This window comes from Bernardetia sp. MNP-M8 (genome assembly GCF_037126285.1).
Lineage (GTDB): Bacteria > Bacteroidota > Bacteroidia > Cytophagales > Bernardetiaceae > Bernardetia.
The window spans coordinates 1405628-1427051 of record NZ_CP147012.1 but is presented as its reverse complement, the minus strand read 5'-3'; the positions used below and the strand labels follow the sequence as shown (position 1 = coordinate 1427051).

The 21424-nt window shown below is 33.7% G+C and carries 12 protein-coding genes; 9 read left to right on the top strand and 3 right to left on the bottom strand.

All coding sequences use genetic code 11. From position 1 onward, the window contains the following. The first annotated feature begins 142 nt into the window (after positions 1-142). Positions 143-4918 (top strand): PKD domain-containing protein, encoded by a 4776-nt coding sequence (locus V9L04_RS05890; RefSeq protein ID WP_338793159.1) that lies wholly within the window; start codon positions 143-145, stop codon positions 4916-4918. Between the two features lie 192 nt (positions 4919-5110). Here V9L04_RS05890 and V9L04_RS05885 read toward each other — a convergent pair whose 3' ends face one another. Both V9L04_RS05885 and V9L04_RS05880 read right to left on the bottom strand, forming a co-directional pair. After that, complete coding sequence (locus V9L04_RS05885) at positions 5111-5497, bottom strand: hypothetical protein (RefSeq protein WP_338793158.1); 387 nt, start codon at positions 5495-5497, stop codon at positions 5111-5113. Between the two features lie 250 nt (positions 5498-5747). Continuing rightward, complete coding sequence (locus V9L04_RS05880; RefSeq protein WP_338793157.1) at positions 5748-6266, bottom strand: 3'-5' exoribonuclease; 519 nt, start codon at positions 6264-6266, stop codon at positions 5748-5750. A 220-nt stretch (positions 6267-6486) separates the two neighbouring features. On the opposite strand from V9L04_RS05880, the gene V9L04_RS05875 reads away from it, so the two are divergent. From V9L04_RS05875 to V9L04_RS05850, 6 genes are all read left to right on the top strand, one after another. Further along, a complete protein-coding gene (locus tag V9L04_RS05875; protein WP_338793156.1) occupies positions 6487-7491 on the top strand; it encodes a zinc-binding dehydrogenase in 1005 nt (334 codons plus the stop codon). A gap of 752 nt (positions 7492-8243) precedes the next feature. Further along, entirely contained in the window at positions 8244-8675 is a 432-nt protein-coding gene (locus tag V9L04_RS05870) for a hypothetical protein (RefSeq protein ID WP_338793155.1), read from the top strand. 229 nt (positions 8676-8904) lie between these two features. Beyond that, on the top strand, positions 8905-10110 hold the full coding sequence (locus V9L04_RS05865) for a sorbosone dehydrogenase family protein (RefSeq protein ID WP_338793154.1): 1206 nt from the start codon (positions 8905-8907) through the stop codon (positions 10108-10110). A 226-nt stretch (positions 10111-10336) separates the two neighbouring features. Next, positions 10337-13669 carry a S41 family peptidase gene (locus V9L04_RS05860; protein ID WP_338793153.1) on the top strand — a complete coding sequence of 1111 codons (3333 nt, stop codon included), beginning with the start codon at positions 10337-10339 and terminating at the stop codon, positions 13667-13669. Positions 13670-14050: 381 nt separating this feature from the next. Further along, entirely contained in the window at positions 14051-14473 is a 423-nt protein-coding gene (locus V9L04_RS05855; protein WP_338793152.1) for a molecular chaperone Tir, read from the top strand. Positions 14474-14645: 172 nt separating this feature from the next. Next, positions 14646-15410 (top strand): PspA/IM30 family protein, encoded by a 765-nt coding sequence (locus V9L04_RS05850; protein ID WP_338793151.1) that lies wholly within the window; start codon positions 14646-14648, stop codon positions 15408-15410. A gap of 146 nt (positions 15411-15556) precedes the next feature. Here V9L04_RS05850 and V9L04_RS05845 read toward each other — a convergent pair whose 3' ends face one another. Further along, entirely contained in the window at positions 15557-15712 is a 156-nt protein-coding gene (locus V9L04_RS05845) for a hypothetical protein (protein ID WP_014798305.1), read from the bottom strand. Between the two features lie 708 nt (positions 15713-16420). On the opposite strand from V9L04_RS05845, the gene V9L04_RS05840 reads away from it, so the two are divergent. Both V9L04_RS05840 and V9L04_RS05835 read left to right on the top strand, forming a co-directional pair. Then, the gene (locus V9L04_RS05840; RefSeq protein ID WP_338793150.1) at positions 16421-17785 is read left to right on the top strand and encodes a c-type cytochrome; all 1365 of its coding nucleotides are present in this window, start codon (positions 16421-16423) and stop codon (positions 17783-17785) included. 30 nt (positions 17786-17815) lie between these two features. Continuing rightward, positions 17816-21310: a TAT-variant-translocated molybdopterin oxidoreductase gene (locus V9L04_RS05835; protein ID WP_338793149.1), complete on the top strand. Its 3495-nt coding sequence runs from the start codon at positions 17816-17818 to the stop codon at positions 21308-21310. The last annotated feature ends 114 nt before the right edge of the window (positions 21311-21424 follow it).

Genomic DNA, 21424 nt, shown 5'->3' with positions numbered 1-21424 from the left:
TATACGTTAATACTTAGTTAGTAACCCTTATTTAGACAAGTTAGATTTTGAAATTTATGTTTTATTTTATAGAGAGTGATGTAAATCTTCATTATAAGTGCTTTTTTAGTTTTAAAAATTTTTATATTAATTATTTTTTGGTATGCGTATAAATTTACCACAAGTCAGAAATACTATTTTTTTATTATTTACCACTATCATTTGTATAGTGTTTTTTCTATTGCCAATAATTAGTATTGCTCAATATCTTCCTGATAATTTTGATAGTATTAAACCCTTGGGTAATAAATTAATGATTAAAATAAAGCCGAATAGTAGTAATAAGCTACAACAGGTTGATTCTCAATTCAAAACTCAAAAACTAGAAAGACGATTTAAAGTTCCAATTCAAAATTCCAAAAATCCTTCTATCAAAGCAATTCAAGCTAATGCTATTCGTCTGCAAGATTGGTATGAAGTGGAAATTTCGTCTTCTTCATCTCTTCAAGAAGCAATTCATTATTATCAAAATCAAGATTTTGTAGAATATGCAGAACCTATCTATCCTAACTACATTTTAGCACCACCTTATATTCCTAATGACCCTTCTATGGCAGCACAATGGCAACTAGATGTAAGTCAGTTGTATGCAGCTTGGGGATTACATAAAGGAGATAGTAATACAGTTATTGGAATTGTAGATACAGGAGTACATTATATACACCGAGATTTAAAAAATCAAATTAAAGTTAATTATGCTGAAAAATATGGACAAGCTGGAATAGATGATGATAATAATGGATTTGTAGATGATAGTTTAGGATATAGTTTTGGGTTTATGTCACCTGCCTCACATGATTTTCAAGGACATGGAACGGGGGTTGCTGGTATGGCTGCTGCTACTACAGATGATGGTTTAGGTATAGCAGGAACAAGTTTTAATTGTCGTATTCTGCCTGTGGCAGTCCTTTCTCCTTCCTATCAAATTGTAAATATGTATGATGGGATTTTGTATGCAGCTGAAAATGGTTGTAAAGTTATCAATGTTTCTATTGGTCGTCCTAATTTAGGTTTTCAGTGGGAACAAGATGTCATTGATTATGTAACACTTGTTAAAGATGCTTTGGTAGTAGCTGCAGCAGGAAATACAGCACAAGAATTAGATTTTTATCCTTCATCTTATAATCATGTACTTTCGGTAGCACACTCTGACGCAGGTGATAATAAATTTTCAGGTGCAACTTTTAGCAATTATGTAGACGTAATGGCACCAGGAGCTAGAGTTCTTACTACCACTGCAAATGGTAGTTATAGTTATGCTTGGGGTTCATCATACGCTTCCCCATTTGTAGCTGGTATTGCTGCTTTAGTACGTTCAGCATTTCCTCATTTATCAGCAGACCAAGCAGGCGAGATTGTTCGTGTAACATCTGATAACAAATATCATTTACCTGCAAATGTACCCTATTTTGAAAAACTTGGTAAAGGCAGAGTAAATGCTTTTAGGGCTTTGAATGAACAAAGTAGTGCAAAATCTATAAGGATGAACAATACTTCTTATTTTGGTAGAAATGGACAAACGGCTTTTTCTGGAGATACAATTACATTAGAAGCTGATTTTATTAATTATTTGAATCCAATTACTCAAAATGGAAAAGTTATTATTTCTACGTCTTCTCCTTATATAGAAATTTTAGATAGTGTATTTAACACAGACATGATGGCAACTATGCAACAGAAAAATAATGCTGCTGTTCCTTTTCGTTTTGTGGTTAGTCAGAATGCACCCTTGGATTTGAATGTAAAGTTTCGTTTAGGTTTTTCAGATACAAACTATTCAGATTATCAATATTTTAGTATTCCTGTTAATGCTCCTTATTTAGCTATTCCATTTAATACTATAAATTTTACACTTACAGGAAATGGGCGTGCAGGTTTTTATGATATTTATAATAGTTTGGGAAAAGGAATTACATCAAATAATTCTCAAACTTTGCAAGAAGGAGGATTAATTATAGGTAAATCTTCTACAAATGTTTCAGATAATGTTTTGACAAATATAGGAGGCATTGTTAAAGATGATGATTTTAAAATGATTGATATTCCTAGAATAACAGAAAAAACACCATTTTTTACAAAAGCTACTTCAAAATTTGCTGATACATTAGGTACAATTATCCCTCCTGTTGGAGTAAGTGTAAAACATACTGTAAAAGGACGCACCAATACTCCTCATCATCAATATATTATTTTAGAATATGAGTTTACAAATGTAAGTGGAGCTGTAATGGACTCTATGAATGTAGGTTTGTATTATGATTGGAATTTGGGAGATTATACACGCAATTTTGCAGATTGGGATACTAACCGTCAATTTGGTTATGTATTCGGAATGGGTACTAGTGGATATGCAGGTATAAAAGCAATTAGTTCGAATAAAACCTATTTTGCATTAGATTTTGAAAATGTAGGTGGAAATAATATTAATGTAAATGACGGTTTTACTTCTACTGAGAAATATCAAAGTATTTCGACAGGAGTGGCAAGAAAACGTGCTGGATTTACTACTAGTGGAGGAGGAGATGTAGCTCATATTGTAGGAACAGTTTTAGAAAATTTTGGAATAAATGAAACTCGTAAAGTTACTTTTGTTGTAATGCTTGCTCCTACTTTAGCTGCACTTAGAAATGCACATGATGCTGCTGTTTTGGCAACTAATACATTGTCATCTATTTCACCAACTCCAGTAGTAAACAATACACTTTGTGAAAATACTTCTTATACAATTACACCACAAGGAGGAACAAACTTCAGACTTTATGATATAGCTAACACACAAATACCTATTCAATCAGGTACTTCTTTTACACTTACACCTGCTGATTTAGGACGTACTTTTTACGTAACCAATACCGATTCAGTTTTGGAAGGAGATTATACATTACTTCGTTTTAGCGCACGTACTGCTGTGGCTAATTTTAGTTCTCCTTCTCAGGTTAATTTGGATGAAATTAATGCTATTAATTTTACTGATGCAAGTCAGAATGCCGTTTCTTGGATGTGGGATTTTGGAAATGGATTGACCTCTAATTCACAAAATCCTTCTACCACTTACTCTAGACAAGGAGCATATTCAGTCAGTTTAACAATAACAGATATTGCAGGTTGTACGAGTACCATAGTAAAGCAAGTACAGGCTGTCCGAAAGTCGCCTGACCCTATTGTCTTTACTAATTCACAACAATCTTGTGATAATACACCCATCGAAATACGTCCTTCTGCAACTGGAACTAATTTCAAGTTTTATGATTCTGAAAATAGACTTTTAGCAAGAGGAAGAAGTTATATTGTTCCTCCAAAATCTATTGATAGCTTGTATATCAGTAATGTAGATTCTGCATTGGAAAGTAATAAAGTTTTAGTAAAAATTCAGTGGGTAAAGTTAGATGCTGATTTTACAGCAAATCCTAGACAAGATACACTTCTATATGATAATGTATTATTTCAGAGTAGCTCTACAAGTGACTTTTTTATCCAAAATATAACTTGGGATTTTGGGGATGGTTCGCTTAACAAAACGGGAACAATTGTAAGTCATATGTATGCTGCACAAGGAAGTTATACTGTTAAAATGACAATTAGGAATCAGTTTGGTTGTACTAAGGTTGTAGAAAAGACATTCCATGTTGGAAAAAAATCTCTAACTCCTTCTATTGCTTCTACTATAAAGGTGTGTAGAGGAAATAGCCTCACAATAAGACCAAATGGAGGGACAATATTCAATTTTTATTCTAATTTAGACTCTTTGCCTATTTCACAAGGACGAGAGATTTCATTTCCTCCAAATGCTATTTTTCCACCTATCTTATACGTTACAGGAGCTGATTCTTTGATTGAGAGTGATCCTATACAAACCTATTTGCAAGTAGTTAACATTGCACCAAGTTTTGATTTTTTAAGAGAACTTTATCTAAATGAAAATACAGATGTTAGATTTACAGATAATACTGCAACTGCTGTATCTTGGTTATGGGAGTTTGGAGATGGAACAACTTCAACAGAACGAAATCCAATACATACATATCATGCACAAGGTGATTATATGGTCACATTAACTGTTAAAACAGCAGCAGGATGTCAAGGAACAGCTTCCAAAAGTTTGCTCGTCTTTAGACGTTCTCCTCAACCAATTGTGAATGATTTATTTGTATGTAGGTTTGACTCAACTACTATTGTACCACAAGGAGGTACTTTATTTAACTTTTATGACTTGCCTACAAGCTCTCGCCCTGTACACACAGGAAGAATATATAATGTCGGTTTCATAAGCCAACCAAAAGATATTTGGGTTACCAATTTGGACTCTGCCTTAGAAAGTGTTCCTGTAAAAGTACATATCGACTTTAGTCGCCCTTCTTCTGATTTTGAAATGAGTGTAACTGATACACTTAATCTTTTTGAACAAGATACTTTATTTTTAAAAGACAAAAGTAATAGTTCGGTGTGGTGGTATTGGAATTTTGGAAATGGAGAAATTGCTATGACTCAAAATACCCAAACTATCTATAAACAGCAAGGAGAGTATCAAGTTATTTTGATTACTAGAGATACCTTAGGTTGTATAGATTCATTAAGTCGTAATTTAGTCGTAGTAGACAAACCTGTAATTACTGGAGGAGGTTCTAAAACTAATTATCAAGTGTTAGTGTATCCTAACCCTGCTTCTGACTATCTCAATGCATATATAGAATTACAAACAAGTGATGAGGTAATGATTCGTATTTATAATAGTTTGGGGCAAGAACTGATGACAAGCCCAAAAGAACAGATTACCAAGAAACGTTTTGTTTTTGATGTTCGAAGACTTACAAAAGGTGTTTATTATGTTCAAATAGTTATGTCAGACAAAGTGGTGAATAGAAAGGTCGTATTAGAATAGATTGATTATTATTAGAAGTATATAAGTAATTGGGCAGAATTTACATATAACAAAACCCACGATTTTCATCGTGGGAAAAGAGAATCTGAAAGGTGGAAAATACACTCTAATCTATCCCATAACTAAAGTTATGCGTTTCATAAAAAAACTCATATTATTAAAAATATGAGTTTTTGTTTTGTATAATTTTTTCTAATTTACAGCTAAATTTAGAATAGCAGAATAAAAAAGGAGCTGATGTATTTTCCATGTATCCATTGCTCCCCCAAATCTTTTCTCCCAGTCTTCGTCTTGATAATTCATTAATTCTTCTTTTTCTTCATCTGAAAGAGCCTTTACAGATATATCTTCATAAAACTTCATTTGAAATGGATTCCATGTTTCGGCTTCTGAACCAAAAAACGTATTCCATTCCTGAATAGGTTTTGAGTTCCATTCTTGAATTTGCTCTTTAGAGAGTAGTTCTATATTTGGTTTTTCTGGGTCAAGACTCTGAGCAGCAACAGGTGTAACAGATACACAACTCCAAAAACATAAAAAAAGACTTGTAAACAGTAGTATAAATAAATTTCTTTTCAAAATAGTAGTGGATTAGAAATGATAGGATATTCTTTTTATAAAATGGTAGAAACAAACATAACATAATCAATAGTATTGAATAACTGTTTCCTCTTAGCTTAAATTTATTTTAGACAGTATGATTGAATAAAATAAGTTCCATTTTTTATAAAAAACTAACATATTTCAAGCCAAATGCTCTGTTTATAAGTAAAATAGCAATTCTATAAAGTCAATCGATTGTAATAAATTCGATAAGAATTGCTATTTTTTAAAACTTAATTTTTAATCCATACTCTTTTTTGATTTTTAGTAGGGCTTCAGCATTACCTTTCGCATCGTCAAGAGCATTGTGTGTATGTTTAGTTTCTCGCAAATGCTTAAAGTTTTTGAAAGTATCTTTTACAATACCTTTGTAAAGACTACCTAAATTTTGTGAACTAAAACCAAAAGGGTTTTCTCCTAAAAAGTGATGGAAGTACCAACAGACAAACATCCAATCAAAGCCATTATTATCACTAATAAAAATTGGGCGATCTTGACAAACCTCTTTTATCCAATCTGCAAAGTCTTGCATCACTATTTTAGGATCTTCAAAAGTGAAAGTTTCTTCTCTGCTAAAACCTGAAATCTCTAAGGATTTTGGATTATAATTTTCTGAAATAGGTTGCAAACATCGATAAAAAGTCTTTTCCAGCGAGTCATCTACTACTATTGCACCTAATGAAATCATGGAATAATCTGAAGGAATTGCACCATCAGCTTCAATATCTACCATAATATAAGTCATAATTTTATCTTTTAAAAATTTATAATCGATTTTTAGTAAGTTATATTTTTATTGTCTTTGTTAGTTTTTTAGCACAACGACACCAATAAAAATACATAGTAACTCTATTCTCAAATAACTTGATAAATAATTTTAGGAATTTCAAAACAAAATGACTTACTTCAAAATTAACTGTTTATCAAAAACTTAGTTATTAATTTTCACACAAACTCTAATTTTTATGCTTGCTCTACGCCTTCTTGAAAAAGATACTTCGCACACAGATAGAATTCAACTTCAAGACATCAAAACACCTGAACCAAAAGAAAATGAAGTGCTTATCCAAATGCAGACGGCAGCTCTAAACAGACGAGACCAATGGATAAGAGAAGGACTTTATCCAGGTATTCGTCCTGCTACATTGGGTTCTGATGGTTGTGGAATTGTAGCCAAAGCAGGTACAAATGCAAAAAAATGGGAATCAAAAACAGTCATTGTTAATCCAAATAATAATTGGGGAGATGATGAAAGACATCAATCAGCCGATTATCATATTTTGGGAATGCCAACAGACGGAACATTTGCCGAATTTTTGTGTGTCAATCAAGATAGATTAGTCGAAAAACCAAAATCACTCTCTTTAGAAGAAGCTGCTGCTTTGCCACTTGCAGGACTGACAGCTTTTCGTTCTGCATTTTATCATGGAGGAATCCAAAAAGGAAGTAAAGTTTTGATTTCGGGTGCTGGTGGTGGAGTGGCTCAATTTGCTTTTCAGTTTGCAGTTGCAGCAGGTGCAAAAGTCTTTGTAACCTCTGGAGATGACGAAAAACTAGAAACCTTAGAAGAAATGGGCGCAGCAGGAATCGTCAATTACAAAGACCCAGATTGGAATAAACAATTAAAAGACAAAGCAGGAAGTTTTGATTGTGCTATTGATAGCGCAGGAGGAGAAACTTTTGCCGAAATTATTAAACTTTTAGGGCGTTCTGGAAGGATTGTTTTTTATGGTGCTACTTTAGGTTTGCCTCAAAAAATTGATTTGTATAGAATGTTTTTTAATCAAATCAGAATACAAGGCTCAACCATGGGAAGTGATAAAGAATTTGTAGAAATGGTAAACTTTGTAGAAAAACATAAAATAAAACCGATTATTGGTTCTGTAACTCCGTTTTCTGATATAATCTCAGCATTTGATACAATGAAAGATGGCGAAGGGTTTGGGAAATTAGTGGTTTCTATGAAGTGATTTTTTGGCTCTTCCGACTTTTTAGCGAAACATTGCGTGTTCAGTTCCTCAGAACTGAACTGAACGCTTCCTCAGAAGCGTGATTTAAGCAATATCACGCTTCTGAGGAAGCGTTTCATGCGTTTTTGAGAACGGTGTAACCCTCAGCGAAGCTAAAACGAACGCACACCCTTTTATAATTTCGCTAAATTGTCGGAAGAGCCAATTTTTTTTATTTAAAACCTCGTTGACGGCGTAGCCTCAACGACGGTTTCATTCTGCTGAACCTTTCTAGGTTTTTTATTTTGTTTTCTAGTAATTCTATTTTTTCATTCAAAGAGGTATTTTCTAAATCTGTTTTTTTCTTTTTCTACAATTAAGGTTTTACTTATAGAAAAAATAAGGAATAGATTTGTATTGATAATACAATTTACAAAATTTAGAAGGGAATTATACTGTAATATTTTTTGTTAGAATTTGAACTAAATATAAAAAATAAATATCCTAAAAATAAAGCGCAAATGAAAAATCAAAAATAGATAGAAAGTAAAAATCAAAAAGATGTAGAAAAATTTTGGGAATGGGCTTTTAAATTATATTCTAAAGACCAAATTATAAATGGATTAATTGATAGCCCTTCATTTCCAAATTGGCAAGAAATAGAAAATAATCTTGAAGCAGTATTCCAAAATCTCAACTTTGACCAATTAGAAAATAAAACGCTTGATAATATTATTTTCATAATTGCTCAACAATGGGATATTGGGATAATTTTGAATTGGTTTAATAAAGGAGGAGAAGAAATTGGACAAATAGGAATGACAGAACTTCAGCTTCAAAGAATTTGTGAAAGAGGATTACTAACAAATTTGAAAGCTGCCAAATCGCAATTAGCTGCTTCACTTTACAAAATAGAAAATAAAGAAAAAGCTAAAAAATTGCTTTTAGATTATTACAAAGATGACGATGAATATATTCGAAGAATGTCATTAAATTCTTTACACAAACTACATTATGAAAATATTAATGACTTACTTTCAAATTCATGGGATAAGAATGAGGAATATGAGAGAATGAGGTGTTTACAAATATGGAAAGAAACAAATGAAGAAGAATTTATTAAATATTGCGAGAGTGCAGAGAAAGACAAAAGAAAATATCTTCGTGAGTTTGCAATTAAAATAAAAAAAGAATACAAAAGCTAATAAATTATATGACAATAATGCACAAAAAATTCCTCATTTCAATCAAAAAAAGGAATGAAGAGTTTTTTGTTTTAAAAAATAAAATAATTTGATATTCAAAGTTAATTATTACAAATCTATTATTTTCTAAACCAATCATATAATTGTAAAGTTACTGTTTCATTATTCTATAATTATTTTTCACAGCCTTTGTTGGTGCTTACCAACAAAAATGCAAATTTTTTAAACTATGAAACAGAACAAAATTATTCTCTCAAAGGCAGTAGTTGCATATCTACTAATCCTTGTCATTTTACCATTTTTTGTTTTTACTTCTTGCAACGATAAAGGAAGACAAGCAAGAGCAAAAGACACAAATACAATCGGAAATGCACAAAAACCCGATGACACTACTACAAGCCGTTTGCCATTAGATAAAATAAAACTACCCAAAGGATTCAAGATAGAACTCTATGCAGACATTCCAAATGCTCGTTCGCTGGCTCTTTCTCCTGATGGAACTTTATTTGTAGGCAATCGAAGTGAAGATAAAGTCTATGCCATTACAGATAAAAACAAGGATGGGACAGCTGATAAAGTTTTTGTGATTGCTGAAAATATGAATACGCCAAATGGTGTAGCTTTCAAAGACGGCAATTTGTATGTTGCAGAAATAGACAAAATTTGGAAGTTTGAAAACATAGAGCAAAACTTAGAAAGTCCTCCAAAACCTATTTTGATTACCGATAAATTCCCAACAGACAAGCATCATGGTTGGAAATTTATTGCTTTTTCTCCAAAAGGAAAACTCTATGTTCCTGTGGGTGCGCCTTGTAATATTTGTGAGGGTGAAAAGCCGATTTATGCCTCTATTACAAAAATGAATCCTGACGGTTCGGATTTAGAAATTTTTGCAGAAGGAATCCGTAATTCTGTAGGTTTTGATTGGCATCCACAAACAGGTGATTTATGGTTTACAGAAAATGGAAGAGATAGAATGAATGATACCACGCCAGCCGACGAACTCAATTATGCGCCCAAAAAAGGACTTCATTTTGGTTATCCGTATTGTCATGCAGGTGATGTAAAAGACCCAAAATTTGGACATAAAAGAAGTTGTGAGGAATTTGTGTCACCAGTTCAGAAATTAGTGGCTCATACGGCAGCTTTAGGAATGCGTTTTTATACAGAAAATCAGTTTCCACAAGAATATAAGAATCAGATTTTTATTGCCGAACATGGTTCTTGGAATCGCTCTAATAAAGTAGGTTATCGAATTACTTTAGTAAAATTAGAAGGCAATAAAGCCATTAGTTATGAGCCTTTCGCAACAGGATGGTTAGAAGGAGAAGAAAATTGGGGAAGACCTGTCGATGTAATTGTCAATCATGAAGGTGCGCTCTTGGTTTCTGATGATTATGCAGGAGCAGTTTATAAAATTAGCTATCAGAAATAGTTATGCTTAAAATATCACAATAAATCTAGTTTTTCTTTAAAAAATGTAACCTAATTCAAGACCCAACAACGTATTGTGGTAATTATTTGTGCCTTTAGTTTTTGTATCGTAATTTGTAAACAAATAATTAATTCAAATTGTATCACAGACTGCCTAGTCTGTGGAAAAATTAAAATAAACCTTTGCCGTTGTTGGTAAGAACCAATGACATAATAATCTTTAAACTATGTCCTTTTTACAAATTCAGAATTTTATAAACAAAACCAAAAAAATAAGTGTAGCCTTGGCGATTGCTTGTACTGGTTTTGTATCTTCAAGTGCTTTGGCACAACAAGCAGAAAAACCGTTTTTGCGTTATCCAGCTATTAGTCCAAACGGTCAAACAGTTGCTTTTTCATTTCAAGGCGACATTTGGTCTGTGCCTGTTTCGGGTGGAAATGCTACTCGTCTAACTATTCATGAAGCCTACGAATTTAATCCTCATTTTAGTCCTGATGGAAAGAGAATTGCCTTTCAAGGCGATCGTTATGGAAACGATGATGTTTTTGTAATGGAAACAGTCGGTTCAATGCCAATGCGTTTGACTTACCGTTCTTCAGGAGATAATTTAGCTGGTTGGACAAACGATAACTCGCTTTTATTTACTTCTCGTCGTGATTTTGCACAAGCAGAATGGGCGCACGAAATTCAGAAAGTATCTGCTACTGGAGGAACACCAGAACGCTATTTAGATGCGTTGGGTTATACGCCTTCCATGTCGCCAGATGGGCGTTTTGTGGTGTATGTAGATGGATATAATAAGCCTGAAAGAAAAAATTATCGTGGTGCTGCCAATCGTGATATCTATTTATACGATACCAAAACTAAAAAATATACACAGCTAACGACGTTTCAAGGCAATGATATGCACCCAGATTGGTCAGATAGTCGTACTTTATTTTTTGTAAGTGAAGCTGATGAAAGTTATAATTTGTATAAAATAAATTTGACAGATGAAGGAACAATAAACGGAACTACTCAGCAGCTTACTACCTTTAAAGATGATGGTGTTCGTCATTTTGATGTGAGTAAAGATGGAAAAACAGTCGTTTTAGAACAAGGAACAGGTGTTTTTAAATTAGATGTCGATTCTAAAAAAATTACTCCTTTAGATGTAAATGTAACTTATGATTATCGTTTTGACCCGATTGAGAGAAAAACATATAGTAATCGTTTGCAAGAGTATTCAGTTTCTCCAAATGGGAAATTAGTAACTTTTGCAGTTCGTGGCGAATTGTTTTTAATGGAAAATGATAAAGAAAATAAACGAACAGTCAGACTCACAAACAGTGCATTTCGTGATCAAGAGGGAGATTTTTTGAATGATTCTACGGTTTTATTTATTTCTGATAGAGAAGGACAGAAAGACATTTTTATGATAAACTCTGCCGATGCAAAGAAAAATGGCTTATTTGAAACTTTAAAATACAAAACTACTCGTTTGACAGAAACTCCTGCTCACGAAGATAATCTAAATATTTCTCCTGATGGAAAGAAAATTAGTTTTACTCGCTCCAATAAACTTATCATTGCTGATATTGATGGAAAGAGTGGAAAAATAAGCAACGAAAAAGTTATTTTGGAAGGCTGGAATTCGGCTAGTGGATTGCAATGGTCGCCTGATAGCAAATGGTTGGCATATAGTCAAGAAGATTTGTATTTCAATGAAGAAGTATATATTGCAGCAGCAGACGGAAGCAAAAAACCTACAAATATTAGTTATCATCCTCGTATTGACAGTGAACCTTTTTGGAGTAAAGATGGAAGTAAATTAGGTTTTATTTCGCAGCGTAACAATGGAGATGCTGATGTTTGGTTTGTTTGGTTGAATAAAAAAGACTGGCAAAAAACAAAAAGTGACTGGGAAGAGAAAGTAAATTATGACGACCCAGATAATCCAATGGCAAAAAAAGAAGAGAAAAAAGACGATGACAAAAAGGATAAAGACAAAGATAAGGAGAAGAAAAAAGAAGTAGAACCCATCGAAATCGATTTTGATAGAATCCACGAACGTTTGGTTCAAGTAACTTCTATGAATGGCAACGAATCTGATTTAGTGATTTCTGATGATGGCGAAACGTTTTATTTTGTTACAAATCGTGGTGGTTGGTCTGCTTCTACTGATGACCAAGATTTATATTCTGTAAAATGGAATGGCGATGAGAGAAAACCAATTACACAAGGAGGAACAACGCCTTACGGTGTGAGTATGTCACCTGATGGAAAGGAATTATTTTATGTTGCTCGTGGTGGTTCGCTTTTCAAAGTGCCTGTTGCAAGTGGAAAAGCTGAAGGATTGCCTTTTTCTGCTCGTATGGAAATCGATTACGAAAAAGAAAGAGAAGGAATCTTTAATGAAGTTTGGAGTTTGATAAATGAACGTTTTTATGACCCTAAATTTCATGGCGAAAACTGGCAAGAACTTGGTGAAAAATACCGTAATTGGACAGAAAAAGCATCCTCTGAACGTGATTTTGAAGCCATGATGAATTTGATGTTGGGAGAACTCAATGCAAGTCACATGGGTTACTATGCAGGAGATAGAGCCGAAACACAAAGAGAGCGTACAGGTCTTTTAGGAACTGAAATTGTCATGACAAAAGAAGGAGCAAAAGTAATGCGTGTCATTCCAAATAGTCCTGCTGATAAAGAATTTAGCAAAATAATGGCAGGTGATGTTATTACTTCAGTAGACGGACAAGAAGTCAAAATGACTGAAAATTTCTATAATCTTTTTGCTGATAAATCAGATATTCGCACTGTTTTGGGAGTCAAAAATGTAAAAGGAGAACTTAGAGAAGTTGTCATTCGTCCTGTGTCTTCTTTGGGTAATGAATTGTATGAAGAATGGGTAAGAGAACGCCAAAAATTAGTTGAAAAATATTCAAATGGAAAACTAGGTTATATTCATATTGAAGGAATGAACTGGGAGAGTTTTGAGCGTTTTGAGCGTGAACTAGCTGCAAGTGGAGAAGGAAAAGAAGGTTTGGTAATTGATGTTCGTTTTAATGGTGGTGGTTGGACAACTGACTATCTAATGGCAATCTTGACAACTAAACAACATGCTTATACTGTTCCTCGTGGTGCAACAGATGATTTAGAAAAAAATCAAAAGAGTTTTTCTGATTATTATCCGTATGGAGAACGTCTGCCTTTCCCTGTTTGGACAAAACCATCTATTGCTCTTTGTAATGCAAATAGTTACTCAAATGCCGAAATTTTCTCACACGCTTACAAAACTTTAGGTTTGGGAACTCTTGTAGGTCAGCCTACTTTTGGAGCGGTTATTTCTACTGGTGGAGCAGCTTTAGTAGATGGTTCTTTTGTCCGTTTGCCATTTAGAGGTTGGTATGTGAAAGGCTCTGAAATGAATATGGAAAATAATGGAGCGCAGCCTGATGTTGTGGTAGAAAACTCTCCGAATGCAAAAGCAAATAATGAAGACGAGCAGTTACAAAAATCTGTTGAAATTTTATTAAAGCAAATTGCTGAAAAGAAAACAGGTAGTGGAAAACCGTAATGTAGCTGATACTTTAACTTCGTTGAGGACTTCGTCGTTCCAAGTGTCGTAATAAAACAAAAAGACTTTGTATCATTTTTTGATGCAAAGCCTTTTTTATTAAATGTGTGTCTAGTAATAGCATTGCAGCATAGTAGACAAGTTGGTTATAAATCTGTTTCTTCAAAAAAACACAAACATAAACCGTTTTTTTTCGTATATACAGAAATACAGAATTTTATTTTTTTGTAAAAAGACAGAATTAAGTAGAGAGAAAACAGCTATAAACAATAAAAATTAGAAAAAATCTATTTTAATTCTACTTTTTTGATAAAAAAATCTTATTTTAAAGGATTATTTCAAAAGACTTAACATTCAATCAAATTTAACTTATCAACTTGTATGAAAGACCACTTTCAGATTGTAAAAGATTACTTGCTAGAACTCGGCTACGACATCACAGCAGAAGATGCTGAAGAACAACTTTTTATTATTAACGATGAAGAAGAAGGCATTCGTAATTTAGTAGTCGATTGTGAAGATCCTATTCTAATTATTGAGCAGTATATTCTTGAACTAAAACACGTCGACGAGAAAACACTTACTCGTTTGCTTCAAAAAAATAGAGAAATCGTACACGGAGCTTTTTCGCTTGACGAAACAGGAAGAAAATTGCTTTTTAGGGATACACTTCAAATCGAAAATCTAGACCTAAACGAACTTGAAGGTTCTATTAATTCACTCAAATTATTGATGGCAGAATATTCAGAGCATCTTTTAGAGTTCGCAAAAGCAGATGCAAATGCAGTAAAAGAAATGTATTAATTAATAATTGATATATAATTTTTAACTTTTTAGTCAAACAAAAAGTTGTAATTTCATCTCGCTAAATTGCTATACAATTATTTAGCATCGCATAATTACTAATTTATTTATACTTTTAAGTATAAATAAAAAGAATTCAAAAAATAAACAGAACCTTAAAGCAACTATAAATATGTCTATATTCAAACGTCTTTTTAGCATGGGCAAAGCAGAAGCTCATAGCGCAATAGATAAATTAGAAGATCCAATCAAGATGACCGAACAAGGGATTCGTGATTTAAAAGGAAACCTTAACGAAAGTCTTCAAGGATTAGCAGAGCTAAAAGCATTAGCTATCCGTGCAAAACGTGATCACCAACAGTTTCTTTCTCAGTCTAAAAATTATGAGCAGAAAGCAGTTTTGTTACTTCAAAAAGCACAAACTGGTGAATTAGACCCTTCTGAGGCTGACCGTTTGGCTTCTGAAATGCTCCGTAAGAAAGAAGAAGCACAACAGCAAGCTGACCGTACAGGAAAAGAAATGGCATCCCATGAGCAGCATGTTTCGAAAATGAATCAAAATATTCAGACGCTCAAATCAAAAGTAGGTACTTATGAGAATGAGCTTCGTACCCTGAAAGCACGTTCTAAAGTAAGTTCTGCAACAAAGAAAATTAATAAACAGATGTCGCAAATCGACTCTAGTGGTACAGTTTCTATGCTTGAACGTATGAAAGAAAAAGTAGCACAAGAAGAGGCATTGGCAGAGTCGTATGGTGAAATTGCATCACTTAATACTTCCATTGATGATGATGTAGAAAAGGCATTGGGTGCAGGCTCTTCAACTTCTTCGTCGGCTTCTCTTTTAGAATTGAAAGCTAAATTAGGATTGGCGCAAAATGCTTCTCCTAGTACAGATGCAGATGCTTCAACTCCTCCTCCAACTCCAGAAAGTTAGAATAGAATATTATCTTCTAAAATCTTTAAAAAACCTATTTATACAGAAAATAAGAAAATAAATAGGTTTTTTGTTCGATACAAAAAAACCTTCATTCTAAAGTTAGAGTGAAGGTTTTTTATATGTTTTGGTCTTTATAGATAGACCTACGCTTTTTTGTTTTTCTCAAATTCTGCTTTGATTGCCTCAACATCTACATTAAGCATTGGAGGAACAAAGTTATTGTTTTTGAGCATCTTGTCACGTGCAACAGATGCACGACGACGACGCTTCAATTTGCGTTCTAATCTAGTAACTGACATAATTTTATGGTTTAGCGTTTTCGAAAACTAAGACGCAAAGATAAGAAAAAAAACTAGCAAAAAAAGCGACACTAGAATATTTTTACTATTATTCTCTAAATAAAACTCTTCACTGTTTTTGATACTCAATTTTACTCGTAAACTAACTAGAACTAACAAGTAAACTAATTTTGTTTTTAAAGATAAAAGAAATACTTTTGAGTAGTAATTTACGGCTCTTAGAAATAGACAGAATAAAGTAAACAATAAGTTTATTTGAAATTGTTTAATTTTTTTTAAACTATTTTTATCTCTAATAGTAAGAGCTTTAAAATTAGAAGAAGAAAGATTAGAAAATGAACGTCTTACTAGATAAGTGTATCAATCTTTAACCTTTTATTTATCACTATAAATTTCTGTTTTTTAGAAAAACAAGTGAAAAAAGAACTTAAAATTATTTAGAATCATTTTAAATTAGATTTTGAGAAAACTTAAAAAATCACAACAATCTGTAAATCAGTAAGTTAATGTTTTTTGTTAAAAAACAAAATTCGATAGAATTTGAAATAAACATTGATAAAAACCAATACGCATACTAATTTTGTAAACGAAAACAGCACAGTCTCATAATAGCTAAATATACTAGCCAATTTTTTGAAAGAAAGAAGGCGATTCATATCATTTATCTTCATATTATTTTGTGCTTGCCACCTATATTATTTAAAAAATATGTTATTCAAACAACTACTAATACAAAAGTCATATTCTGATAAGGCACGTTCATTCAAACGAAGCTTTAAAAGAAATGTTACAGGAAGTGCTTTTGCTTTTGTCTTGATGCTTTTGGTCTTCTCTACTGTAATGACACTTTCTACACAGTGTTATGCTCAAGATGGTGCAGATTCAACAGCACAAACAACTGACACGGCTGCCACAGATGGTGCAGATGCTACTGCTGGAGCAAGTCCTGAAGTAATTGCACAAGGAAAAGAACTTTTTGATGGAAACTGTGCTCAATGTCATGCTGTCCACAAAAAAGTGGTAGGTCCTGCATTGAATGGTGCAGAAGGTCGCTGGCCAAGTCGTGCAGCTATCATCAACTTTATTAAATATCCTGAAAAGACAATCACAGGAGGAAATGAATATGCAGCCAAACTCTATAAAGAGTATGGACAAATGATGCCAAACCATGATTTCTTCTCTGATGATCAAGTTGCTTCTATCTTAGACTATATCAAAACTGTTCCAGTGCCTGTTGCTGTTGTTGATAATGGAGGAGGACAAACAGGAACTACACAAGAAGGAGGAGCAGCAAACTCAGGTCTTTTATTAGGAATTGTAATCGCTCTTATTGCTATCTTATTGGTAGTTGCTTTAGTATTAGTTGTTCTTACTTCAGTTCTTTCTAACTATTTGAAGCGTGAAAAACTAGAAGAAGATGAAAATACAGTAGTTACTCAATCTATATTTGATTTCAAAGCCTTCTTTACAAGCCCAGGTTTTATTGGTGTCGTATTATTCGTGCTGGTAGCTGTAGGCGCAAAAGAACTTTTTGCAGGACTTTGGACAATCGGTGTTCAGCAAGGATATGCTCCTACTCAACCGATTAATTTCTCTCACAAACTTCACGCAGGATATTATGAAATTGATTGTAAATTCTGTCACTCAGGAGTAGAAAAAGGCAAGTCTGCCGTCATTCCTTCTGCAAATGTTTGTATGAACTGTCATGGCGAACTTCGTCGTGGTTCTCCAGAGATTCAAAAAATTTATAATGCTATTGAAAAAAATGAACCTATTCAGTGGGTTCGTGTACATAACTTACCAGACCTTTCTTACTTCAATCACTCTCAACACGTAAAAGTGGGTGGTATTGAATGTGAAACGTGTCATGGAAATATTAAAGAAATGGAAGTAGTGCAACAAGTGTCGCTACTTACTATGGGTTGGTGTGTCAACTGCCACCGTGAATGGGATGTAAATGCAAAAGGAAATGATTATTATGATAATCTTATCAAGTTGCATAATTCTACTTCTAAAGAACCACTCAAAGTTGAAGATATTGGTGGGCTTGAATGTTCTAAATGTCACTATTAATTTATCGCTCAACTACTTAAACCTACTATAATGAAATTAAGTGAACGCATATATTGGAAGGGCATCGAACAATTAAAGAACGAGCCTGAATTTATCCAAAACGCTGAAAAAGAATTTCCACAGGATCTTAAAATAAAAGATGCCTATGGTGACAATACACAAGAAGATGACGATGATATTACTAAAAGTTCTCGTCGTGATTTCTTAAAAGTGATGGGATTCAGTGTAGCAGCAGTTTCTTTGACTGCTTGTGAAGCTCCTGTCAGAAATGCTATTCCATATCTTACTGCACCTGAGGAAGTAGTTCCTACTATTCCAAACTATTATGCTTCTACATTTGTAGATGGTGGCGAGGCAAGTCCAGTAGTTATCAAAACTCGTGAAGGTCGTCCTATTTTTGCAGATGGAAACGCATTTTCTCCTCTTTCAAAAGGAAAAGTAAATGCTCGTATTAGTGCATCTGTTTTAGGATTATATGACAATGAGAAAGTAAAACATCCTTTAAAAAATAACGAAAAAACAGATTGGAAAACAGTTGATGCTGAAATTTCTTCAAAAATTGGTTCTAATCTTCGTTTAGTTAGTCAGACTGTTGTAAGTCCGACAACTCAAAAACTTATAAATGAATTTTGTGCTAAAACTGGAGCAAAACATGTGTCGTATGACCCTGTTTCTGTTTCTGGTATGATGGAGGCTAACTTCCGTAGTTTTGGAAGAAAAGTAGTTCCTTCTTATAATTTTGATAAAGCAGAGCTTATTGTTTCTATTAATGCTGACTTTTTAGGCTTTTGGCTTTCACAAGTAGAGCATTCGGTACAATATGCTAAGACTCGTAAGATTTCGGATAAGAAAAAAACGATGTCTCGTCATTATCAAATTGAATCTGTTTATTCAAATACAGGAGCTTCAGCAGATTATCGTTTGCCAATTGCTCCATCACAAGAAGGTGCAATTGTAGCAGCTTTGTATAAAGCACTTGGTGGAAACGCTGGTGGTTCTTTCAAATTTGAAAATGCTGTTTTAGAGAAAAATTATCAACAACTTCTCAAAGATCTTAAAGCTGCAAACGGAAAAGCTCTTGTAGTTTCTGGATCAAATGACCCAGATGTTCAGCAACTTGTCAATGCAATCAATCAAAAATTAGGAAGCTACGGCAAAACGATTGATATGCAAAATCCTTCTTATCAGCGCAAAGGTGATGATAAGCAAATGACAGATTTTATAAAAGATTTACAAGGAGGTGCAAGTGTAATTTTCTACAATTGTAACCCTGTTTATGACCACCCAAGAGGAGGCGATATTGCAGCAGCTCTTCCTAAAGCTAAGTTGTCAGTTTCTACTTCAGACAGAGTTGATGCAACAGCAAATTTCTGTACATATCTTACTCCAGACCGTCACTATTTAGAATCTTGGAATGATGCAGAACCAAAAGCTGGTCATTTAAGTCTTATTCAACCTACTATCAATCCAATTTTTGATACTCGTCAGTTTCAAGATAGCTTGATGGCTTGGGCAGGAATGGAAGGTGACTATTACACCTATTTACGTAAAACATGGAAAAACAAAGGTCTTTCTATGAAAGGAATGAACTTTGAGAATTTCTGGAAAAAAGTACTTCATGATGGAGTTTATACTCGCAAAATGAAGTCTTCTACTTCTGCATCTGAAACAGAAGCTACTCCTTTAGTATCAGAAACTACTGTTACAACTGATAGTCTTTCAAATGGGGTTACAATTGTAGATACAGAGTTTTCTAAAAATGATTTTGTAGTAGATCAAGAGACAGTTACAGCACAAGAAATTGTAGGTGTTCCTGTAACAGAAATGTCAAAAGAATTAGTTTATGCAGATGCTGATTGGTCTAGCATAGATGCAAATATCAAAAAGAATTATACCACTACTGTTCCTGCACAAGGAAGTGAAGTAGAGTTAGTCGTTTATCCTTCTCCTGTAATGGGAACAGGTTCAATGGCAAATAACCCTTGGATTCAAGAAACACCAGACCCAATCACAAAATTGACTTGGGGACATGCTGTTCTTGTTTCTATGCAAAAAGCTGCTGAACTTGGATTTGAAACTGTTGAAGTAAAAACTTCTCAGGCAAAAATCAAAGTTGATGGCTTAGAATATACTCTTCCTGTGATTATTCAGCCAGGTATGCCAGCTAATACGATTGCAATTTCGTTAGGCTATGGACATAAAGCTGATGATGACAAAAACAAAAATAATAACTTAGGAAAAGTTTCTGTTGAGGCAAGAGGAGAAAATGCTTACAAAATGCTTTCTATGCGTGATGGTTTTATCCAATATACACGTACAAAAGGCGTAACTATTGAAGCTGCAGGCGATACTGAAAAGATTGCTCGTACTCAAACTCACCAAACTTATTTAGGTCGTGAGACGATTATTCAAGAAGCTATCTTGAAAGATTATCAAGATGTGGATAATTTGATAGCTAAAAAATACGATCCTAAAGTTACTATGGATGGTAAGAAAGTAGAACCTACTGATATTTCAATTTGGGATATTGATAGTGATGGCTACGGTTCTGATAAAGACGAAATTGCTAAATTTGATAAAAAAGAAACTGCAAAACCAGGGACAGAAGATAACTGGTTAGTTCGTCAGCGTGAGCGTGATGAGTATGCAGCAGATACTTTTGAATATAATCTCCATCACTGGGGAATGGTTATCGACTTGAACACTTGTACAGGGTGTTCGGCTTGTTTGGTAGCTTGTAGTATGGAAAACAATGTTCCTATTGTTGGAAAGACTGAGGTAGAAAATCGTCGTGAAATGCACTGGATGCGTATCGACCGTTATTATACTTCATCAACTAAATTAGCACCAGGTGAAAGTCCAGGGGCTTCTGATTATCCTAAATTGAAAGCAGTTTCTGAAAATCCAGAGGTTGTATTCCAACCAATGATGTGTCAGCATTGTAATAATGCACCTTGTGAAACAGTTTGTCCAGTTGCTGCAACTACTCACAGTTCAGAAGGTCTTAATCAAATGACATATAACCGTTGTGTAGGTACAAAATATTGTGCTAATAACTGTCCTTACAAAGTTCGTCGTTTCAACTGGTTCAAATACCACAATAACTCAGAGTTTGATTATAACATGAACAATGCTCTTGGTAAAATGGTCTTGAATCCTGATGTTACAGTTCGTTCTCGTGGTGTAATGGAAAAATGTTCACTTTGTGTACAAAGAATCCAAGAAGGTAAATTGGCTGCAAAACGTGAAAGCCGTAAGGTACGTGATGGCGAAGTAGTTACTGCTTGTGCTAGTGCGTGTCCTACAAATGCAATCACTTTTGGAGATTTGAATGACAGAAACAGTGAAATTGTGAAGGTATTAGAACCTGAGTTAGACAAACGTGCTTATAATGTTCTTCACGAGATTAATACTCGTCCGAATGTTTGGTATTTGACTAAGGTTCGTAACCAAGAAGAAGCATTTGTTCCTTCTGGTGTAACTCCTCAATCAGCTGAAGATATGGTAGAGGCTGCACAGTCTTAAATCCATTACTGATAAATAAAAAATAATTAAGATTTGTAATTAATATTTAATTACAAATCTTAATTTCAAAAATATATAAAGAAAATAATTAGATAATCATCACAACATTATTAC